This is a genomic window from Nocardia sp. NPDC004123 (assembly GCF_053603795.1).
The window spans coordinates 112,259-132,732 of sequence record NZ_JBSGGG010000012.1 but is presented as its reverse complement, the minus strand read 5'-3'; the positions used below and the strand labels follow the sequence as shown (position 1 = coordinate 132,732).

Annotated in this window: 16 protein-coding genes and 1 pseudogene; 9 read left to right on the top strand and 8 right to left on the bottom strand. The window is 68.5% G+C overall.

Features of this window, described 5'->3' with window-relative positions:
* Positions 1–29: 29 nt before the first annotated feature.
* The 6 genes from aceE (at position 30) to ACWEQQ_RS19065 (ending at position 8,556) form a co-directional block, all read left to right on the top strand.
* Positions 30–2,897 (top strand): pyruvate dehydrogenase (acetyl-transferring), homodimeric type, encoded by a 2,868-nt coding sequence (gene aceE / locus ACWEQQ_RS19090; RefSeq protein WP_452349187.1) that lies wholly within the window; start codon positions 30–32, stop codon positions 2,895–2,897.
* Between the two features lie 45 nt (positions 2,898–2,942).
* A complete protein-coding gene (locus ACWEQQ_RS19085; RefSeq protein ID WP_379400047.1) occupies positions 2,943–4,244 on the top strand; it encodes a PucR family transcriptional regulator in 1,302 nt (433 codons plus the stop codon).
* Between the two features lie 127 nt (positions 4,245–4,371).
* On the top strand, positions 4,372–5,286 hold the full coding sequence (locus tag ACWEQQ_RS19080; RefSeq protein WP_452339537.1) for an ACP S-malonyltransferase: 915 nt from the start codon (positions 4,372–4,374) through the stop codon (positions 5,284–5,286).
* Between the two features lie 99 nt (positions 5,287–5,385).
* Entirely contained in the window at positions 5,386–5,691 is a 306-nt protein-coding gene (gene acpM, locus ACWEQQ_RS19075) for a meromycolate extension acyl carrier protein AcpM (RefSeq protein ID WP_033086997.1), read from the top strand.
* Positions 5,692–5,702: 11 nt separating this feature from the next.
* Entirely contained in the window at positions 5,703–6,953 is a 1,251-nt protein-coding gene (locus ACWEQQ_RS19070) for a KasA/KasB family beta-ketoacyl-ACP synthase (protein ID WP_379399911.1), read from the top strand.
* 172 nt (positions 6,954–7,125) lie between these two features.
* A complete protein-coding gene (locus tag ACWEQQ_RS19065) occupies positions 7,126–8,556 on the top strand; it encodes an acyl-CoA carboxylase subunit beta (RefSeq protein WP_452339538.1) in 1,431 nt (476 codons plus the stop codon).
* A gap of 79 nt (positions 8,557–8,635) precedes the next feature.
* Here ACWEQQ_RS19065 and ACWEQQ_RS19060 read toward each other — a convergent pair whose 3' ends face one another.
* The 5 genes from ACWEQQ_RS19060 to ACWEQQ_RS19040 form a co-directional block, all read right to left on the bottom strand.
* A complete protein-coding gene (locus ACWEQQ_RS19060; RefSeq protein WP_452349100.1) occupies positions 8,636–10,027 on the bottom strand; it encodes an FAD-binding oxidoreductase in 1,392 nt (463 codons plus the stop codon).
* A 162-nt stretch (positions 10,028–10,189) separates the two neighbouring features.
* Positions 10,190–10,594: a hypothetical protein gene (locus tag ACWEQQ_RS19055; RefSeq protein WP_452349099.1), complete on the bottom strand. Its 405-nt coding sequence runs from the start codon at positions 10,592–10,594 to the stop codon at positions 10,190–10,192.
* A gap of 14 nt (positions 10,595–10,608) precedes the next feature.
* Positions 10,609–11,142, bottom strand: coding sequence for a DUF3145 domain-containing protein (locus ACWEQQ_RS19050; protein WP_452339541.1), 534 nt, complete (start codon positions 11,140–11,142; stop codon positions 10,609–10,611).
* Positions 11,143–11,262: 120 nt separating this feature from the next.
* Positions 11,263–12,075, bottom strand: a complete 813-nt coding sequence (locus tag ACWEQQ_RS19045; protein ID WP_452349098.1) for a serine hydrolase domain-containing protein — start codon at positions 12,073–12,075, stop codon at positions 11,263–11,265.
* A 61-nt stretch (positions 12,076–12,136) separates the two neighbouring features.
* The gene (locus ACWEQQ_RS19040; RefSeq protein ID WP_452349097.1) at positions 12,137–13,576 is read right to left on the bottom strand and encodes an amino acid permease; all 1,440 of its coding nucleotides are present in this window, start codon (positions 13,574–13,576) and stop codon (positions 12,137–12,139) included.
* A gap of 163 nt (positions 13,577–13,739) precedes the next feature.
* On the opposite strand from ACWEQQ_RS19040, the gene ACWEQQ_RS19035 reads away from it, so the two are divergent.
* Together ACWEQQ_RS19035 and ACWEQQ_RS19030 are read left to right on the top strand one after the other, a co-directional pair.
* Positions 13,740–14,930: a serine hydrolase domain-containing protein gene (locus ACWEQQ_RS19035; protein ID WP_452349096.1), complete on the top strand. Its 1,191-nt coding sequence runs from the start codon at positions 13,740–13,742 to the stop codon at positions 14,928–14,930.
* A gap of 32 nt (positions 14,931–14,962) precedes the next feature.
* Positions 14,963–15,955: pseudogene (locus ACWEQQ_RS19030) on the top strand (agmatine deiminase family protein); the annotation flags it as partial.
* Between the two features lie 3 nt (positions 15,956–15,958).
* Here ACWEQQ_RS19030 and ACWEQQ_RS19025 read toward each other — a convergent pair.
* A complete protein-coding gene (locus ACWEQQ_RS19025; RefSeq protein ID WP_452349095.1) occupies positions 15,959–16,540 on the bottom strand; it encodes a DinB family protein in 582 nt (193 codons plus the stop codon).
* A 21-nt stretch (positions 16,541–16,561) separates the two neighbouring features.
* Positions 16,562–17,617, bottom strand: a complete 1,056-nt coding sequence (locus ACWEQQ_RS19020) for a phosphotransferase family protein (RefSeq protein WP_379399918.1) — start codon at positions 17,615–17,617, stop codon at positions 16,562–16,564.
* 125 nt (positions 17,618–17,742) lie between these two features.
* On the opposite strand from ACWEQQ_RS19020, the gene pabB reads away from it, so the two are divergent.
* The gene (pabB, locus tag ACWEQQ_RS19015) at positions 17,743–19,875 is read left to right on the top strand and encodes an aminodeoxychorismate synthase (RefSeq protein WP_452349094.1); all 2,133 of its coding nucleotides are present in this window, start codon (positions 17,743–17,745) and stop codon (positions 19,873–19,875) included.
* A gap of 26 nt (positions 19,876–19,901) precedes the next feature.
* On the opposite strand, the gene ACWEQQ_RS19010 is transcribed toward pabB, so the two are convergent.
* The gene (locus tag ACWEQQ_RS19010; protein WP_379378468.1) at positions 19,902–20,390 is read right to left on the bottom strand and encodes a hypothetical protein; all 489 of its coding nucleotides are present in this window, start codon (positions 20,388–20,390) and stop codon (positions 19,902–19,904) included.
* Between the last annotated feature and the right edge of the window lie 84 nt (positions 20,391–20,474).

The window sequence follows — 20,474 nt, the reverse complement described above, 5'->3', positions numbered from 1 at the left end:
TACGAGGAGCAAACGTCTTGACCGACTTGATGCACCCGACTTCGTCGAATTCCACCAATGGATCGGCACGCAAATCCCCGGCGGGAGGCCGGGTTCGAGTGATTCGCGAGGGGGTGGCGTCATACCTGCCGGACATCGACCCGGAGGAGACCAGTGAATGGCTCGACTCCTTCGACGAAATGCTCACCCGCGAGGGCCCCGGCCGCGCCCGCTACCTCATGCTGCGCCTGCTCGAACGCGCCGGTGAGCGCCATGTCGCCATCCCCGCGCTGACCTCCACCGACTACGTCAACACCATCCCCACCGAGAACGAGCCGTGGTTCCCCGGCGACGAGGAGGTGGAGCGCCGCTTCCGCGCCTACATCCGCTGGAACGCCGCGGTCATGGTGCACCGCGCCCAGCGGCCGGGAATCGGTGTGGGCGGCCACATTTCGACCTACGCGTCCTCGGCGGCGCTCTACGAGGTCGGTTTCAACCACTTCTTCCGCGGCAAGGACCACGCGGGCGGCGGCGACCAGGTGTTCATCCAGGGCCACGCCTCCCCCGGCATCTATGCCCGCGCTTTCCTCGAAGGCCGCCTCACCACGGACCAGATGGACGGCTTCCGCCAGGAGTACAGCCACGGCGGCCCGGGCCACGGCCTGTCGTCCTACCCGCACCCGCGCCTGATGCCGGACTTCTGGGAATTCCCCACGGTGTCAATGGGTCTGGGCCCGATGAACGCCATCTACCAGGCCCGCTTCAACCACTACCTGCACGACCGCGGCCTCAAGGACACCGCGGACCAGCACGTCTGGGCGTTCCTCGGCGACGGCGAGATGGACGAGCCGGAGTCGCGCGGCCTGATCCAGGTGGCCGCCAACGAGGGCCTGGACAACCTGACCTTCGTCATCAACTGCAACCTGCAGCGCCTCGACGGCCCGGTTCGCGGCAACGGCAAGATCATTCAGGAGCTGGAGTCGTTCTTCCGCGGCGCCGGCTGGAATGTCATCAAGGTGGTCTGGGGCCGGGAGTGGGACGCCCTGCTGCAGGCCGACCGCGACGGCGCGCTGGTGAACCTGATGAACAGCACGCCCGACGGCGACTACCAGACCTACAAGGCCAATGACGGCGCCTACGTGCGCGAGCATTTCTTCGGCCGCGACCCGCGCACCAAGGAACTGGTCAAGGGCCTGTCGGACGCCGAGGTCTGGAACCTCAAGCGCGGCGGCCACGACTACCGCAAGATCTATGCCGCCTACGCCGCGGCCATGGCGCACAAGGGTCAGCCGACGGTCATCCTGGCCAAGACCATCAAGGGCTACGGCCTGGGCAAGCACTTCGAGGCCCGCAATGCCACGCACCAGATGAAGAAGATGACCCTCGACGATCTGAAGGCGTTCCGCGACGTGCAGCGCATTCCGATCACCGACGCCGAGCTCGAGGCCAATCCGTACCTGCCGCCGTACTACCACCCCGGCCAGGACGCGCCCGAGATCCAGTACATGATGGATCGCCGCAAGCAGCTGGGCGGTTTCGTCCCCGAGCGCCGCACGCTGGCAAAGCCGCTGCAACTGCCCGGCGACGAGGCCTACCGTTCGGTCCGCAAGGGTTCGGGCAAGCAGTCGGTGGCCACCACCATGGCGTTCGTGCGCCTGATGAAGGAGCTGTTGCGCGACAAGGAGATCGGCAAGCGCATCGTCCCGATCATCCCCGACGAGGCCCGCACCTTCGGTATGGACTCGTGGTTCCCCTCGTTGAAGATCTACAACCGCAACGGCCAGTTGTACACATCGGTCGACGCGGATTTGATGCTTGCCTACAAAGAGTCGAGCGTCGGCCAGATCCTGCACGAGGGCATCAACGAGGCCGGTTCCACCGCGAGCTTCACCGCGGTCGGCACCTCCTACGCCACCCACGGCGAGCCGATGATCCCGCTCTACATCTTCTATTCGATGTTCGGCTTCCAGCGCACGGGTGACGGCCTGTGGGCGGCGGCGGATCAGATGGCGCGCGGCTTCGTGCTCGGAGCTACCGCCGGGCGAACCACGCTCACCGGTGAGGGCCTGCAGCACAACGACGGTCACTCGCTGCTGCTGGCGTCCACCAACCCGGCCTGTGTCGCCTACGATCCGGCCTTCTCCTTCGAGATCGCCCACATCGTGCGCGACGGCATGCGCCGCATGTACGGCGGCGGCCCGGCCAAGGGATACCAGGAGGCGCTGCCCGGCACCGATCCCGAATCGCGTTCGGTGCACCACGAATTCGGCGGCGAGGACGTCTTCTACTACATCACCCTCTACAACGAGCCCTACGTCCAGCCGGCCGAGCCGGAGAACCTGGATGTAGCGGGTCTGCTCAAGGGCATCTACCTGTACCGTCCCGGCGGCGCCGGCGACCTGCGCGCCAACATCCTGGTCGCGGGCGTCACCATGCCCGACGGCATGCGCGCACAGGAGATGCTGGCCCAGGAGTGGGGTGTGCAGGCCGATGTCTACTCGGTGACCTCGTGGGGTGAGCTCCGCAAGGAGGCCCTCGCGAAGGAGATCGCCAAACTCCGTCACCCCGACCAGGATCCGGGCCTGCCCTACATCACCGAGGTGCTGTCCAAGGCGCAGGGCCCGGTCGTCGCCGCCTCCGACTGGATGCGCGCGGTGCCCGACCAGATCCGCCAGTGGGTGCCGGCCGAATACATCACCCTCGGTACGGATGGTTTCGGTTTCTCCGACACCCGCCCGGCAGCGCGCCGCGTCTTCAATGTGGATGCCGCGTCCATCGTGGTCGCCGCGCTGCAGGGTCTCGCTGCTCAGGGCCGGATTTCACCCGCCACGGTGGCCGAGGCGGCACGCCGCTACGCCATCGACGACGTGAACGCCGCGCCGAAGGCGGCACCCGGTACCGAAGGCGGCGACGCATAACCGAACATAAATACCGTGGAACGTAAACCGCCGAGGCCGCGCCGGATCAACGAAGAGGGCACCTCATCCCACGAGGTCTATCTCCCGACCGGCGCGCTCTCCCCGAATCGGCAGACGCGCGACCCGCTTCCGGACACCCTCCTGAAACGGGTCAAGCAGTTCTCCGGTCGCCTGTCCACCGAGGCCGTGGCCTCGATGCAGGATCGGTTGCCGTTCTTCGCCAATCTGGATGCCGCCCAGCGGGCCGGCGTCCAGATGCTGGTGCAGACGGCGGTGGTGAACTTCCTGGAGTGGCTGCAGGACCCGGAGTCGGATATCCGCTTCAGTCTCGATGCCTTCCAAGTGATTCCGGACGATCTGGCGCGGCGGCTGACGCTGCGCCAGACCGTCGACATGGTCCGGGTGGCCATGGAGTTCTTCGAGCAGTGGCTGCCGGCCCTGGCGCGCAACGACCGTCAGCTGGTGGCGCTCACCGAGGCGGTGCTGCGGTACGGGCGGGAGCTCGGCTTCGCCGCCGCCTCGGTGTACGCCTCGGCCGCGGAGTCGCGCGGCGCGTGGGACACCCGATTGGAGGCCCTGGTCGTCGATGCCGTGGTGCGCGGCGACACCGGCCCCGAGATGCTCTCCCGTGCGGCCACTCTCAATTGGGATGCGACCGCCCCGGCGACGGTCCTTGTGGGTACTCCCCCCAAGGATCAGGTGGCTGTTGTCAGTTCCGTACATAGTGTGGCCGGCCGGCACGGCCGCAACGCGCTCGCCGTGGTGCAGGGTTCGCGGCTGGTGATGGTAGTCAGCGGACATCTCGGCGACCCGATGTATCCGTCGCAGTTCCTGGCCGACCTGCTCGCCGAGGCCTTCTCCGAGGGCCCGGTGGTGATCGGCCCGACCATGCGGGCACTGTCCGCCGCGCACGTCAGCTCGGTGGAGGCGATGGCCGGCATGGAGGCCGTGGTGGGCTGGCGGGGTGCGCCACGCCCGGTGCACGCCTCCGAGCTCCTGCCCGAACGCGCCCTGCTCGGCGACCGCGCGGCCATAGACGCCCTGAACGAGCACCTCGTGCTACCGTTGGCCGCCGCCAGCGCCGATCTATCGGACACGCTGGATGCCTATCTGGATTGCGGTGGAGCCGTCGAGACCTGCGCCCGCCAGCTGTTCGTTCATCCAAATACGGTGCGCTATCGACTCAAGCGAATCGCCGACATCACGGGCCGGGATCCGATGAACCCGCGTGATGCCTATGTGTTACGTATCGCGGCCACAGTAGGTCGGCTGACACGAACTCGTAACGAATCACCTACTCCTGCCACCGATGTGACTCCCATCACAGATCCTAAGGATGGGGTGTAACGAGATTCGAGCATCGGGCGATCCCGACAGCCCACGTGGTCTTTTGTGGACTCCTCACAAAACTGCCAAGCAAGCTTCATTCGCGCCGACATCTCGTGAGAGCGGCCTCACAGTGTTTTCTTGAGTCGTGATCGCATTGCTCGCCCCTGGACAGGGCTCTCAGACTCCCGGCATGCTCACCCCTTGGCTCGATCTTCCCGGCGCTGCGGACCGTATCGCGCTGTGGTCGAAGGCCTCGGGGCTGGACTTGCTGCGGTTGGGCACGACTGCGACCGCCGATGAAATCGTCGACACGGCCGTCACCCAGCCGCTCGTCGTCGCGGCTGCCCTCATGGCTTTCGCGGAAATCCCGCGGGATTCGCTTCCCGCGGATACAGTCGTCGCCGGACACTCGGTCGGCGAATTCGCCGCCGCTGCCGTCGCCGGAGTCATCTCCGCCGACGACGCGGTGGTCCTGGCCGCCATCCGCGGAGCGGAAATGGCCAAAGCTTGCGCACTCGAGCCGACCGGTATGTCCGCGGTGCTCGGTGGGGACGAAGCGGAGGTGCTCGCTCGTCTCGATGAACTCGGTCTGATTCCGGCCAACCGCAATGCGGTGGGTCAGATCGTGGCCGCGGGTAAGCTCGAGGCGCTCGAAGCCCTTGCCGCGAACCCGCCCGAAAAGGCCCGCGTCCGTGCACTGCCGGTCGCCGGCGCCTTCCACACCGCGTTCATGGCTCCGGCCCAGGACGCGGTCGCGGAGGCCATTGCCAAGATCGCGCCCAGCGCGCCGGTCCGGACCCTGCTGTCGAACTTCGACGGGCAGCCGGTCAGCTCCGGCCAGGACGCGGTCGACAAGCTCGCTGCCCAGGTCACGCGCCCCGTGCGCTGGGATCTGTGCACTGAAACGATCCGTGCGGCAGGGGTTTCCGCGGTGGCAGAGTTGCCGCCGGCGGGCACCCTGGTCGGCATCGCCAAGCGGGAGCTCAAGGGCACCCCGAATCTGGCGCTGAAGACACCCGCGGACCTCCCCGCGCTCGCCGAACTCACCGCGGCAAGCTAGCTTGGCTCGCGGCCCGCTCCTATCAACGGCGATGGAGCAACCGGGTCGCAAACAATTGAAAATCCACCCTCTACAGGAAATAAGAAGGGAGCCACCACAGTGGCCGCTCTGACCCAGGAACAGATCGTCGAAGAGCTCGGGAAGATCATCGAAGAGGTGACCGGTATCGAGCCCTCCGAGGTGACCATCGAGAAGTCCTTCGTCGACGACCTGGACATCGACTCGCTGTCGATGGTCGAGATCGCCGTCCAGACCGAGGACAAGTACGGCGTCAAGATCCCCGACGAGGACCTGGCGAGCCTGAAGACCGTTGGCGACGCGGTGGCGTACATCCAGAAGCTCGAGGCCGAGAACTCCGACGCGGCCGCTGAGCTGAAGGCCAAGTTCGGCGCCGAGGGCGAGTAGGAACCGACACCGTGACCACTCCTTCCACCTTGAACGGGAACTTTCCCAACGTCGTCGTAACGAGCATGGCGGCGACCACGTCGATCGCCGGTGACGTCGATGCGACGTGGAAGGGCCTCCTCAATGGCGAGAGCGGCATCGACACTCTCGAGGACGACTTCATTGCGGAGTACGACCTTCCAGTTCGAATCGGCGGCCACCTGAAGGTGTCGCCGGACACGCTGCTCGATCGGGTCGAGATCCGTCGCATGGCGTACGTCGAGCGACTGGCGACCGTGCTCGGTCGCGAGGTGTGGAAGAACGCCGGCTCTCCCGAGGTTGACCCGCTGCGGCTGGGTGTGGCCATCGGCACCGGTCTCGGCGGCGGCGACGCGCTGATCGATTCGGTGGACAAGCTGAAGAACGGTGGCTATCGCAAGATTTCGCCGCTGGCTGTTCAGATGGTCATGCCGAACGGTCCGTCCGCCGTCGTCGGTCTCGAGCTCAAGGCCCGCGCGGGTGTGATCACTCCGGTCTCGGCGTGTTCGTCGGGTTCGGAGGGCATTGCCAACGCGTGGCGGATGATCGTCATGGGTGACGCCGACATCATGGTCACCGGCGGCGTCGAGGGCTTCATCGACTCGGTGCCGATCGCCGCGTTCTCCATGATGCGGGCCATGTCGACCCGCAACGACGATCCGAAGGCGGCCTCGCGCCCCTTCGACAAGGATCGCGACGGCTTCGTCTTCGGCGAAGCGGGCGCGCTCATGGTCATCGAGACCGAGGAGCACGCCAAGGCTCGTGGCGCCACCATCCACGCCCGGCTCATGGGCGCGGGTATCACCTCCGACGGGTTCCACCTGGTGGCCCCCGATCCGGAGGGCAGTGGTGCGGCTCGCGCCATGCAGCGCGCGATGCAGACCGCCGGGTTGTCCCCCAAGGACGTGACCCATGTCAACGCCCACGCGACTGCCACCCCGATCGGTGACACCGCGGAGGCCAACGCGATTCACAAGGCCGGCGTGCAGCACGCTTCGGTCTACGCTCCCAAGTCGGCCCTGGGCCACTCGATCGGTGCCGTCGGCGCCCTCGAGTCGGTACTCACGGTGCTCAGCATCCGGGATGGCATCGTCCCCCCGACGCTGAACCTGGACAACCAGGATCCGGCGATCGATCTGGATGTCGTGCACGGCGAGGCTCGCCGTCAGGACATCGAGTTCGCGATCAACAACTCCTTCGGTTTCGGTGGGCACAATGTCGCGCTCGCCTTCGGCCGGTACTGACACGGATTCATCCCGGTAAACCGGAAATCCGGCTCAGCTTTACCGGTCAGTAAGACAAGCGGTCCCGGCGGGGATTTTCGGATGGACGATCCCGCACCCGAAAATCCCCCCGGGACTTAGACATTCGCAGCCGCTCTCAGCGACCGCCTTTCCCCCATGAGGAGAGTTTGCGATGACCATAATGGCCCCCGCGCACGCCGACACCACGACCGATCCCCGTGACCCGCTGGGTCGGTTGCAGCGTTTCTTCGATCCCGGAACCGTTCTCCCGCTCCACCCCCGCGACAAGTCCGGTGTGCTCGCCGCCATCGGTGAGGTCGACGGCGTCCGCACCGTCGCCTACTGCTCCGACGCCACCGTGATGGGCGGCGCCATGGGCGTGGAGGGGTGCAAGCACATCGTCGACGCGATCGACACCGCCATCGATTCCAAGGTTCCCGTTGTGGGCCTGTGGCATTCGGGTGGCGCCCGGCTGGCGGAGGGCGTCGAGGCCCTGCACGCCGTCGGCCTGGTCTTCGAGGCCATGGTCCGCGCGTCCGGCCAGGTCCCCCAGATTTCCGTGGTGCTCGGCTTCGCCGCCGGTGGTGCCGCCTACGGCCCCGCGCTGACCGACATCGTCATCATGGCTCCGGAAGGCCGCGTCTTCGTGACCGGCCCGGACATCGTGAAGACGGTGACCGGTGAGAGCGTGGACATGGCGACCCTCGGTGGCCCGATCACCCACGGCAAGAAGTCCGGCGTCTGCCACATCGTCGCCGACGACGAGTCCGATGCCATGCACCGTGCGCGACGCCTGGTCTCGATGTTCGCCGAGCAGGGCGAATTCGACCTGGCCGCAGCCGAACACGGCGATGTCGACCTCAAGGCCATGATGCCGGAGTCGGCCAAGCGCGCCTACGACGTCAAGCCGATCATCCACGAGCTGCTCGACAACGTCGACGGCGAGAGCACCTTCGAGGAGCTGCAGGGCGGCTACGCCCGCTCCATGGTGGTCGGTCTGGGCCGGCTCGGCGGCCGCACCGTCGGTGTGCTGGCCAACAACCCGATCCGCCTGGGTGGCTGCCTCAACTCCGAAAGTGCCGAGAAGGCTTCACGTTTCGTGCGCCTGTGCAACGCCTTCGGTATCCCGCTGATCGTCGTCACCGACGTGCCGGGCTACCTGCCGGGCGTCTCGCAGGAGTTCGAGGGCGTGGTGCGCCGCGGCGCCAAGCTGCTGCACGCCTTCGCCGAGGCCCGTGTCCCCCGCGTCACCCTGGTCACCCGCAAGATCTACGGCGGCGCCTACATCGCGATGAACGCCCGCTCGCTGGGCGCTACCGCCGTGTACGCCTGGCCGGGTTCCGAGGTCGCGGTCATGGGCGCCAAGGCCGCGGTCGGCATCCTGCACAAGAAGGCTCTCGCGGCCGCCCCGGAGGAGGAGCGCGAGGCCATGCTGGAGCGGCTGACCGAGGAGCACGAGCGGATCGCCGGTGGCGTCCAGCGCGCCATCTCGATCGGTGTCGTGGACGAGGTCATCGAGCCCGCCAAGACCCGCTCCACCATCGCCGCCGCCCTGGCCGCCGCCCCGGCGCGGCCGCAGCACAACAAGAACATTCCGCTGTAATCGGTTACGCGGCAACGCGATAGCGGGCGGTCTCCTCGGAGACCGCCCGCTTTTCGTTGGCCGGGAACAGGTTTCGCTGTCAGGCGGGGGGAATGTTGGCGTTGTGACGGAAGACGTTGTCGGGGTCCCAGGCGGATTTGAGTGCGACCAGGCGGGAGTACTTGTCGCCGTAGGATTCCCGGATACGGTGCTCGTCGTGGTCGACGAGGAAGTTGACGTATCCGGCGTCGGAGCGGGCGTGCGGGCGCAGGGCGGCCCAGAAGTCACGGGCCCACTCGCGTTCGGCCGGGAAATCGTCGGGCTCGGCGCTGAGGGCGTTGATGTTGATCGCCCAGCACGGCTGACGGGAACCGCCGAATGCGGTGTTGGCGTTGGGAATCCCGCAGTAGGCACCGCGGAGCGGGAAGATCGGGACCAGGGAGTCGACCAGGCTGCGGCGCGGGAAGTGGTCGACGAGGGTGGCGAGCACCTCGTCGGTGAGCTCGTCCACGTAGAGCGACTTCTCGTAGGCGAACAGGCCCGCCGGGGAGGACTCGTCGAACATCTGCTGCAGGGCGGTGTACGGGATCGGAGTGACGAGCTCCCAGGCCGGAGTGGGAGCCACAACCCGCAGGGGTGCGACGACCGCCTCCAGTTCCTGTGGCTCCCCGAATCCGATCACGACCACGACGAATCCGGGGCGGCCCTGGTGCTCTGCGGGCACGAAGGGCTCGGGCGGGCCGCTGACCGCCAGGATCGCGGCGCAGTAGCCGGTGGGGAGGGCAGCGATGAGATCGCGTCCGGCGGCGAGGCCGGCGACGGCGTCGGCGGGTGTCCAGCAGAGCATGGCCAGTTGCCCGATCGGCGGCAGGTCGTGCAGTGCGAAGGTGAAGGCGGTGACGATGCCGAAGTTTCCGCCGCCTCCGCGCAGCGCCCAGTACAGATCGGGATTCTCGTCCGGAGCGGCGATCACGACACAGCCGTCGGCGGTGACCACCTCGGCAGAAGCCACACTGTCGCAGGTCAATCCGGCGCGCATGGTGAGCCAGCCCATGCCACCGCCGAGGGTCAGCCCGCCGATGCCGGTGCTGCTGATGAACCCGCCCGTGACCGCCAGCGCGTGCTCGGTGGTGGCGGCGTCGACCTGCGCCCAGGTGCAGCCGCCGCCGCAGCGGGCGAGCTTGGTGGCCGGGTCCACCGCGACCGAGTCCAGCGCGCGCAGGTCGATCATCATGGCGCCGTCGGCCACCGCGTGCCCCGCGTAATTGTGGCCGCCGCCGCGCACCGTCAGATCCAGGTTGCCCGTGCGCGCGGCCAGCACGGCGGCCGCCACTCCGGCCGGACTGGCCGGCCGGACGATCACTGCCGGTCTGCGATCGAAACATCCGTTCCAAACCTGCCGCGCCACATCGTATTCCGCGTCTCCCGGGGCGATGACCTCGCCGTCGATGCTCGTCCGCAAGCCTTCGATATCGATCCCCACAGTGGTCATGGTCCCGCTCCTCCGATGGTTTCCGCCGCCACGGCGAACCCCGCGCCATGTCCCGTGACGGCACCGGACCATCGGCGCCGCACCGCATCGACCGCCATCGGTGTCCTGCCGCTACCCCGGCGTTACGCACGGGAGACGCCGAGGGTTCATCGCGGATCCGCGTCAGGACTGGAGGCGGACCTTCTCGGCGGACTCGTTCTGGCTGGCGCATTCCTGATAAGGATTGGGAGTGGCGGGGCGTTCGCCGCAGACCCACCGGACGGTGTCGACGGTGACGGCGATGTCGCCGGTGGATTGTTTGGCACGCTGGTCGGCATAGGCGGTGACGACGGAGAGCGCGGTGGGGCAGAAGCCGGCGCCCTTGGCGGTGGAGGCCACGACCGCCAGGCCCCAGGGGCCGGCGCCGCACTGGACGGCTTCGTGGCCCGCGGCCGGGAAGGCAGCGGCGGAGGTGGCGGGGTGGGACGAGGGGCCCGAGGCGACGGTCGGGCTGTTGTCGTTGCAGGCGGTGAGGACGAAGGCCGTCGCCATGGCCAGGGCCGCACCCGCGATCGCTGTGGTCCGCACGAATCCTCCTGGTATCAGCCGACGTCGCGGCGCAGCCAGGTGACCTCCGCGCCCTCGCCGCCGAGGCGGTAGGGCTCGAGGATATCGTCCCAGGCGGTGCCGAGGGCGCGGTCGATCTCCGCGGCGATCTCGGCGGCGGAGCCGCGGCCGTGGGCGCGGGCCTCGGCGACGATGGCGCGCAGGCGCATTTCACCGACCATGACGTCGCCGCAGGCGCCGGTGGCGCCGCTCCAGAGGCCGAGGCCGGGGACGAAGCTGAAGCGGGCGCCGTCGACGCCCTCACTGGGGTTCTCGGTGACTTCGAAATACAGCACGGGCCAATCCCGCAATGCTCTCGCTAATTTCCCTCCGGTACCCACCGGGCCGCACCAATCGGTGGTGGCGCGCAGCTGTCCGGGATCGGCCGGCTGCGCGGTCCAGCGCAGTTTCGCGGGGGCCTTGAGAGTGGAGGTGAGAGCCCATTCGACATGCGGGCACAGCGCGGCCGGCGACGAATGGATATAGACGACTCCAGACGTCGCCTCCGCGAACTGACTAGACGCGTGCACCACTGACACCTCCGGCTCGACGAGGGACGTCTTCCCCAACGGCCCCTTCCGAGCTCGGCGTTGCCCGAGTTTACTGGAGTGCCCGGTGTTGCGTGTGTTACTTGATGCCTGTGTCGACCACTACGCGAACTCCGCGATTACGGCGTCGCTGAGGGGCGGCCACGCCGCTCGGGCCCAGTCCCCGAAATTCTCGTCCGCCAGCGCGAGACACGCCATGCCGATGTCCGGATCCACCCAGAGGAATGTGCCGGACTGCCCGAAGTGCCCGAAGGTCCGCGGCGAGTTCGCGCCACCGGTCCAGTGCGGCGATTTGTGGGCGCGGATTTCGAAACCCAATCCCCAGTCGTTGGGGCGCTGCGACCCGTAACCGGGAAGGACACCATTGCATCCCGGGAATTGCACTGTGCTTGCTTCGGAAACCAATTCGGCACTCACGACAGCAGGTTCCAGCAATTCCTCGGCGAATCGCAAGAGATCTGCGACCGAGGAGCGGCCGGCATGTCCGGCCGAACCGACCAGCGCCGAGGAGTTCATGCCCAGCGGCTCGAAGACGGCCTCGCGCAGGTACTGGTCGAACGGGATACCGGTCTGCGCCGCAACGAAATCCGCGAGCACCTCGAACCCGGCGCTGGAGTAGATCCGCTTCGCGCCGGGCCGGGCCAGCACCACGGTGGTGTCGAAGGCCAGGCCGGAGGTGTGGGCGAGCAGATGCCGCACCGTCGATCCGGGCGGCCCGGCGGGCTGGTCCAGCTCGATCGCGCCCTCCTCGACGGCCACTAAAACCCCGTATGCCACAAGGGGTTTGGTCACCGAGGCGAGCGGGAAGACGTGCGCGGTGTCACCCTCTGCGTCCACCACGCCTTTGCCGCGGACGACGACGCCCGCCGCCGCGTTCCGGACCGGCCACTGTCGAATCTGCTCCAGCGCTCGCACACATCGAGAGTACTGTGTCTGATTTTGCCCTCCGCTTCGCTCCGGGCGGGCTGTCCGCCGGTTACGAATGCGCCTGCGACGAGGCGGTTTCGGCAGGCATGGCATTGTTCAGGGCCGACCTCGGCCGCCCGTAGCCGAAGTACACCACCAGCCCGACCGCCGACCACAGTGTGAACGCCAGCCAGGTCACTCCTGGCAGGTGGATCAGCAGCCATACGCACATGGCCACGCCGATGACCGGCACCAGCGGCACCAGGGTCCGGAACGACCGCGGCAGCTCGGGTTTGGTGCGGCGCAGCACCAGCACGCCGATGTTCACCAGCCCGAAGGACACCAGCGTGCCGATATTGGTGGCGTTCACCAGTTCGCCCAGCGGCACCAGCGCCGACAGCACCGCCACCACGCCGCCCACGATGAGCGTGTTGACCGTCGGCACGCGCTTCTCCCCGACCCGCGACAGCACGGCGGGCATGAGCCCGTCACGGGACATGGAGACCAGGATGCGGGTCTGCCCGTAGAGCACGGTCAGCACCACCGAGGCGATGGCGATGACCGCGCCGCCCGCGAGGATGGTGGCGGGCCAGCCGCGCCCGGTGACCTGTTCCAGCACGGTGGCCAGCGACGCGCCCGAGCTGCTCACGGCGTCCACGCCGACCGCGCCGACGGCCGTCAGCGCCACCAGCACGTACACCAGCGTCACGATCCCGAGCGAAATGATGATGGCGCGCGGCAGATCTCGCTGCGGATTCTTGGCCTCCTCGCCGGCGGTGGAGGCGGCGTCGAAGCCGATGAAGGAGAAGAACACCATCGAGGCCGCCGCCCCGATGCCCGAGACGCCGGCCGGCGCGAAGGGGTGCAGATTCGAGGAGTGGAAGGCGGTGACCGCCACGGCCACGAAGAACACCAGGACCGCGATCTTGATCATGGTGGTGACGGTGGTGACCCGCGCGCTCTCCCGGATGCCGCCGAGCAGCACCACGGTGGCCAGCACCACCACGATGGCGGCGGGCAGGTTGATCACCCCGCCGTCGCCCGGCGGCTGCGCCAGCGCGTCCGGAATCCGCCAGCCGATGGTCGATCCCAGGAACTCGTTGAGGTATGCGCCCCAGCCGACAGCGACCGCCGCCACCGACACGCCGTACTCCAGCAGCAGGCACCACCCGCAGATCCAGGCGATGATCTCGCCCAGCGTCGCATAGGTGTACGAGTAGGCCGATCCGGACACCGGCACCGCGCCGGCCAGTTCCGCGTAGGACAGGGCCGAGAACAGCGCGGCCAGTGCGGCGATGACGAAGGAGACGACGACGGCGGGCCCGGCCAGCGGTGCGGCCTCGCCCAGCACCACGAAGATGCCGGTGCCGAGGGTGGCGCCGACCGACAGTGCGATCAGCGAGATCAGGCCCATGCTGCGGCGCAGTGCGGTGTGTGCTCCATCGGAGGTGAGCTGTTCGACGGGCTTGGTCCGCAGCAATGATGCGGTAATCCGCTGGAGTCCGGGCATGTGCGGCCACGCTACCGGGTCGGACCGGCCGAAATGGCATCAGGGTCGCGCACCGGCCGGGGGATACGCACTGCTCACAGCTATGTACTGGCGTCGCGGTGGTCTTCACCCTCGTCACTGCGACCCCGCACAGACCGTATGCCCGGTTACGATCGGACCCATCATGAGTGAGCAGGTCACGATCCATGGCGAGGTGGACGCGGGTTTCGGCCCGGTCGCCGACGCGTTCCGCCGCAACTTCGACCGGCACGGGGAGATCGGTGCGGCGGTGGCGGTCTACGACGGGGATCGGCCCGTGGTGGATCTGTGGGCGGGGCATCGCGATCGCAAGCGCGGGGGGATGTGGGAGCGCGACACCATGGCCCCGGTGTGGTCCTCGACCAAGGGCATGACCGCGTTCGCGGTGGCGTCGGTGGTGTCGCGGGGACTGCTGGACTACGAGGATCCGGTGGCGCTGCACTGGCCGGAGTTCGCCGCGCACGGCAAGGAGTCCATCACCGTGCGGCAGCTGCTGGACCATCAGGCCGGGCTGGCGGCGCTGGATCGGCCGTTCCGGCTCGCGGATATGGCCGATCTGGATCGGATGGCGGTGGTGCTGGCCGAGCAGAAACCGTTGTGGCGGCCGGGAACCCGGCACGGCTATCACCCGATCACGGCCGGGCTGTATCAGGGCGAGCTGCTGCGGCGGGTCGATCCGGAGCATCGCACGCTGGGCCGTATCTTCGCCGAGGACATTGCCGGACCGTTGGGCGCGGAGTTCTATATCGGCCTGCCGGACGAGGTTTCGCTGGATCGGGTGGCCGCGCTCTCGGCGACCGCGGGCCTCGACATTCTGCGCTATGAGCGAGATCTGCCGGTGCGCATCGGCATTCAGCTCTACAGCAAGCGCGGCCTGTCCTTCCGCGCACTGAACAGCCCGCAGGTCGGTGCGCCCGCGCGGGCCGCCCGGCGCGAATTCCTCGCGGTGGAGAACCCGGCCGCCGGTGGTGTCGGCACCGCGCGGGCGCTGGCGCGGGTGTACGGCGCGGCGGCGGGGCAGACCGGTGAGCTGCCCATCGAGCCCAGCCTGCTGGACCGCCTGGGTTCCCCCGACACCGCCGACGACGTCCCGGCCGAGGACCTGGTGCTGCTCACCCCGAGCCGCTACCACCTGGGCTTCCGCCGGTCGCGCGGCAGTTTCCGGTTCGGCTCCGACCAGCGCGCCTACGGCACCACCGGCTACGGCGGCTCGTTCGGATTCGCCGATCCGGCAACGGGTCTGGGGTTCGGCTATGTGATGAACCGCCTGGGTATGGCGGTGCTCGACGATGTCCGTTCGCGCAATCTCCGTGAGGCCCTGCTCCGCTGTCGCTGACCGAAAGGAAGAGGTCCATGCCGCCGCAACCGTGGGTGATGCCCGACGAAGGACAGCCACATCGGCGGACCTGGATGGCCTTCGGGGCCGATGAGCGGGTGTGGACGCCCGAGCTGCTCCCCCGCATTCGCGAGGATGTGGCCCGGATCGCGCGCACCGTCGCGCGATTCGAGCCGGTGTCGATGCTGGTGCGGCCGGAGGAATTCGATCTGGCCCGTGCGCTGGCCGGGCCGGAGGTGGCGCTGGTGCCCGCGGAGATGGACGATCTGTGGCTGCGCGACAGCGGCCCGGTGTTCGTGGGCGGCGACGGGGCCATGGCAGCGGTCGATTTCAACTTCAATGCTTGGGGCGACAAGCAGGAGTATCAGGAGGATGCGCGGCTGGCCGGGCTGGTCGCCGAGCGCACCGGGGCGGAACTGCTGACGACCGGGCTGGTGCTGGAGGGCGGCGGCATCGAGGTCGACGGGGCGGGCACCGCCATCGTCACCGAGAGCTGTGTGCTCAACGACAATCGCAATCCCGGCTGGCAGCGCGAGGAGGTGGAGGCGGAACTGGCTCGGCTGCTGGGGATTTCGAAGGTCATCTGGCTGCCCGGCATCGCCGGTTACGACGTCACCGACGGGCACACCGATTTCTACGCGCGGTTCGCGGGCCCGGGCGTGGTGGTGGCCGGTCGCGAGGACGATGTGGACTGCTACGACTACGACGTCACCCGCCGCCATCTCGCCATCCTCCAGGACTCCGCCGATGCCCTGGGCCGCCCGCTGCAGGTGGAGGTGATTCCCGGCCCGGCGCGGGTGCGCGACGAGTTCGCCGACGACGAGTTCGCGGCCGGTTACATGAACTTCTACGTCTGCAACGGCGCGGTCCTGGCCCCCGAGTTCGGGGATCCGGAGGCCGACGCCTTCGCCGAAGCCGCACTGGCGCGGCTGTTCCCGGGCCGCCGGGTGGTGCAGATAGATATCGACGCGGTCGCCGCGGGCGGCGGCGGCATCCACTGCACGACCCAGCAGGAGCCGGCGTAGACCTCAGCCGTGTTCCACGTCGTGCACGTGGTGCACGAGGTCGTGCAGGAAGTACCGCGCCATGGAGTCGATGGTGAACGCGGAACCGTTGCTGCGCAGTGCGGCCCGGTCGAGTTCGGTGGACGGCACGGCTTCGAAGGCGCGGGCGGCGGTCTCGGCGGCGGCCGTGAGTTCGACTGCGACGGTGGCCGTTTCGGCGGTGGTGTAGTCCGCGGCGATGGCGGTGGCGTCCTGGTCCCAGTTGGCGAACATGGGAATGCCGTTGTCCCCCACGGTGACCGCGGTGTCGTAGGCGGGGATCACCGGGCCCGGGCGGGGCCCGCCGGTGCGGGCGATGTCGAGGCGGTGGGTGAAGATGAGGCACACGTCGCGGACATGGGCCGCGTACTCGAGCGGCGACCAGGTCGATTCATCGGGCCGTTGCCGGGCGTCGGGTCGCTCCAGGGCGGCGGCGAGGCGGGCGGCACTGGCGCGGGCCGACCCCGGCACCGCCGCGAAGGCGGTGGCGGCGGGGTCGAATCCGCACTCGGCGCAGGCGCGTTCGAGCACCCACGTCCAGTCCTTGGCATCGGGAACGATCGGCATGACGACCAACTTACGGTGCCGTCACTCCATCAGCTGGTGTGCCTTCTCGAACAGTTCGAGGGTGATGGCGTGCAGGAAGTCGCCGACCTGCTTGGGGGCCTTGCCCGCACAGGCCCGGGCGTGCGTGCCCTCGAGCACGATGCCGAGCTTGAAGCAGGCCAGCACGGTGTACCAGGTGACGTGGGTCAGGTCGCGGTCGGAGAACTTCGCGTAGTGGGCGATCATCTCCTCGGGTGTGGGCAGGCCGCCGACCGCGCCGAGGGAGCCGACCAGCGCCGCGCCGGTGGTGCCGGGGACCGGGCGGGTGGCGATCTGCCAGCCCAGGTCCAGTAGCGGGTCGCCGATGGTGGACATCTCCCAGTCGACCATGGCCACCACCTCGGGGCCGTCGTAGGAGAACATCATGTTGGCGAGGTGGCAGTCGCCGTGCAGGATGCCGGCTTTCGGCTGGGTGGGGCGGTTGCGGTCGAGCCAGTCGCCCACCTGGGCGACGCCGGGGATCTCCGGGCCGGGGTAGCCGTCGTTGACGCTGTAGGAGTCGAGTTCCTTGAGCCAGCGCGGCACCTGGCGTTCCAGGAAGCCCTCCGGCTTGCCGTAGTCGGCCAGGCCGAGCGCCTCGTGGTCGAGCGAGCCGAGGCGGGCGATGGCCTCGACCGCGGACAGGCCCATCTGCCGGCGCACCTCGGGGTCGGAGGCGTGCGGTTCGGGCAGCTCGTTCTGCGGGTTGAAGCCGACGATCGGTTCCATGAGGTAGAAGGACGCGCCGAGCACGGATTCGTCGGGGCAGGCGGCGATCACCTTGGGGGCGCGGATCTCGGTGTCGCCGAGGGCGCCGAGGATGCGGGATTCGCGCTGGATGACGGTATTGCTGGCGGACCGCAGATGCTTGGGCCCGCGGCGCAGCACGTACTCGCGGCCGCCGCGGCGGAAGCGGAGCATGATGTTCTGAGTGCCGCCGCCGAGCGGCTTCACCTCCTCGAACTCCCCGCCGGGCAGGCCCTGCTCTTCCATCCACTTTCCGACGATGGCGAAATCGACGACGTCACGATCCACTTCGACCGGCTGCGCAACAGACATGCCGCCTATTCTGCCGCAGGCCGGCAACAGAACTGAAGGCGTCCGCCCGCAGTAGTGGCGAGGACCTCGTTCACGCAGGTCGGGAAGCGATGCGGTGCGGGGGCAGGCGTAATGTGCGTGGTCAAATGCGCACCCTGTTGATCGACAACTACGACTCGTTCACCTACAACCTGTATCAGCTGATCAGCGAGGTGAACGGGGTCGAACCCGTGGTCGTGCGCAATGACGAGGCGGCCTCGATCGAGGAGCTCGGGCTCGGGGAGTTCGACAACATCGTCATCTCCCCCGGGCCCGGACGGCCCGATGTCCCGCGCGATTTCGGCATCTCGGCGGCCTTGATCGCCGGAGCCGAGCTGCCGGTGCTGGGAGTATGCCTGGGGCATCAGGGCATCGTGATCGCGGCGGGTGGGCAGGTGGTCGCCGCGCCGCAGGCCCGGCACGGGTACCCGGATCTGATCAGCCATGACGGGCGGGACCTGTTCGCCGGTGTGCCGCAGGGCTTCTCGGCGGTGCGGTATCACTCGCTGTGCGCGGCTCGACCATTGCCGGAGGACCTCGAGGTCACGGCGACCACGCCGGACGGGGTGATCATGGGCGTGCGGCATCGCACCCGGCCGCACTGGGGCGTGCAATTCCATCCCGAGTCGATCTCCAGCGAGCACGGGGAACTGTTGCTGCGCAATTTCGCCGAGTTGACCGCGGAATATCAACGGCGGCAGGGCATTTCCCAAGAGCCCACACGAACGATGACCGCGCGCCTCCGGATCGGAGTCGAGACCTCGAGACCGCCCGCCGTCGGCGCGCCCGTCCGCTATCGGGTCGAGCAGACGGTCGTGGAGCGGGCCGTCGATACCGAGGCGGCCTTCGACACGCTGTATGCCGGTTCCCCGCATGCCTTCTGGCTCGACAGCGAGCATGTGGAGCCGGGGCTGGATCGCTTCTCGTTCCTGGGTGACGCGTCCGGGCCGCTGGCGGAGGTGGTGCGGTATCGGGTCGGCGGCGGCCGGGTCGAGATCGAGTCGGCGGCCGGACCGCGCACGGTGCCGGGCGGGGTGCTGGATTATCTATCCGCGGAGCTACGCCGCCGCGAGATCGAATTCCCGGATGTGCCTTTCGATTTCGCCGGTGGCTATGTCGGCTATCTCGGCTACGAGATGAAGGCCGACTGCGGCGCCGAGGCCGTGCATCGCGCGGCCACGCCCGACGCCCAGTGGATCTTCGCGGACCGCTTGATCGTGGTCGACCACGAGGCGGGCCGCACCCATCTGCTGGCGCTGGCCGAGCCGGATGCCGCTGCCGCCGCACGGGATTGGCTGGCAGCCACCCGGGCCGTGGTGGAAACCCTTCCGAACTGGGAGAATCCGCCGGACCTCGAGCTGAGCGCCGACGAGGGCACGGTCGCGCCGTTTCTCACGCGCGGCCGGGACCGCTATCTCGCCGATGTGGCGGCCTGCCGGGAGCAGCTGCTCGCGGGCGAGTCGTACGAAATCTGCATCACCGACAGTGCTCATCCCCCGGGCGACGCCGACGGCCTCTCCGTGTATCGCACGCTGCGCCGGTGCAATCCGGCCCCTTACGCGGCATTCCTGCGCTTCGCCGGGCTGGAGGTGGCGTCTTCCTCGCCGGAGCGCTTCCTCAAGGTGGATCGCTCCCGCACGGTGGAGAGCAAGCCGATCAAGGGCACCGCCCCGCGCGGTGGCACCGCCGCCGAGGATGAAGAGCTGAGAGCCGAGCTGGCCCGCAGCCCCAAGACCCGCGCCGAGAACCTCATGATCGTGGATCTGCTCCGCAACGACCTGGGCCGGGTCTGCGACATCGGCTCGGTGCACGTCCCCAAGCTCATGGCCGTCGAGACCTACACGACCCTGCACCAGCTGGTCTCCACCGTGCGCGGCACCCTCCGCCCCGACCTGGACGTCATCGACTGTCTCCGAGCCTGTTTCCCCGGCGGTTCCATGACCGGCGCCCCCAAACTCCGCACCCTCGAAATCATCGACTCTCTCGAAACCGAGGCCCGCGGCATCTATTCCGGCGCCATCGGCTTCCTCGGCCTCGGCGGCACCGCCGACCTGAACATCGTCATCCGCACCGCCGTCCGCCACGACAATCGCTGGCGAGTCGGCGCGGGCGGCGCGGTCGTCCTCGACTCCGACCCGGCCGACGAGTACCACGAAATGGTCTGGAAGGCCGCCGCCGCGCTGCGCGCTCTCCCAGGATTGGGCGTCCCGCCCCGCGACCGCATTCCCTCGGCCAGGTAGATCCGGCGCGATGGCGTCCTGCGGTGTCACTTGCGGCGGGAGCGGCGGGACTTGCCTTCGGGCGGTTCGGGTTCCGGGTTCTCGCGGGTTCCGGTGAGACGGCCGAGCAGGGAGACGCCGGGGAGTTTGTCGAGACGGGTGAAGACCTCCTCGCCGAGGGCGGTGACCGCCTCGAGCCGGGTGAGGATCTTGTCGTAGGCGACGAAGGCGGGTTCGGCCAGGGCGAGGGTGCGATCGAGGCGGTCGATGGTGGAGTTGAGGCGCTCGACGGCGATGGTGAGGCTCTGGATCAGGTCGGGTAGCTGAGCGGCGAGCTGAATGGAGGCGGGCGGGAGGCGGACGGCGGTGTCGAAGGCGGTGGACGCGGTCACCTGGGCGGAATCCAGGGCCTGACCGGCCGCGCTCTGGGCGGCTTCGACCGCGGCCTGGGCAGCCGCCAGGATGTCCCCGGCGGTGGGGACGCGCGAGGTCGAGGGTTTGGCGGGCTGACGGTCGCTCCCCTTGGGGTTGGTCATACCTCTACTGTGCCGCACGGTTTTCAGATTTGCCGGGAGGGCCGGGCATGCGGTTTTGTCGGAGGATCGTGGCATAGTTCGACC

What these genes read in the sequence shown, in the direction of transcription:
- aceE (WP_452349187.1), top strand. Translation starts at nt 30, where the DNA reads ATGCACCCGACTTCGTCGAATTCCACCAATGGATCGGCACGCAAATCC.
- ACWEQQ_RS19065 (WP_452339538.1), top strand. Translation starts at nt 7,126, where the DNA reads ATGACCATAATGGCCCCCGCGCACGCCGACACCACGACCGATCCCCGT.
- ACWEQQ_RS19060 (WP_452349100.1), bottom strand. Translation starts at nt 10,027, where the DNA reads ATGACCACTGTGGGGATCGATATCGAAGGCTTGCGGACGAGCATCGAC.
- ACWEQQ_RS19040 (WP_452349097.1), bottom strand. Translation starts at nt 13,576, where the DNA reads ATGCCCGGACTCCAGCGGATTACCGCATCATTGCTGCGGACCAAGCCC.
- ACWEQQ_RS19035 (WP_452349096.1), top strand. Translation starts at nt 13,740, where the DNA reads ATGAGTGAGCAGGTCACGATCCATGGCGAGGTGGACGCGGGTTTCGGC.
- ACWEQQ_RS19025 (WP_452349095.1), bottom strand. Translation starts at nt 16,540, where the DNA reads ATGCCGATCGTTCCCGATGCCAAGGACTGGACGTGGGTGCTCGAACGC.
- ACWEQQ_RS19020 (WP_379399918.1), bottom strand. Translation starts at nt 17,617, where the DNA reads ATGTCTGTTGCGCAGCCGGTCGAAGTGGATCGTGACGTCGTCGATTTC.
- pabB (WP_452349094.1), top strand. Translation starts at nt 17,743, where the DNA reads ATGCGCACCCTGTTGATCGACAACTACGACTCGTTCACCTACAACCTG.
- ACWEQQ_RS19010 (WP_379378468.1), bottom strand. Translation starts at nt 20,390, where the DNA reads ATGACCAACCCCAAGGGGAGCGACCGTCAGCCCGCCAAACCCTCGACC.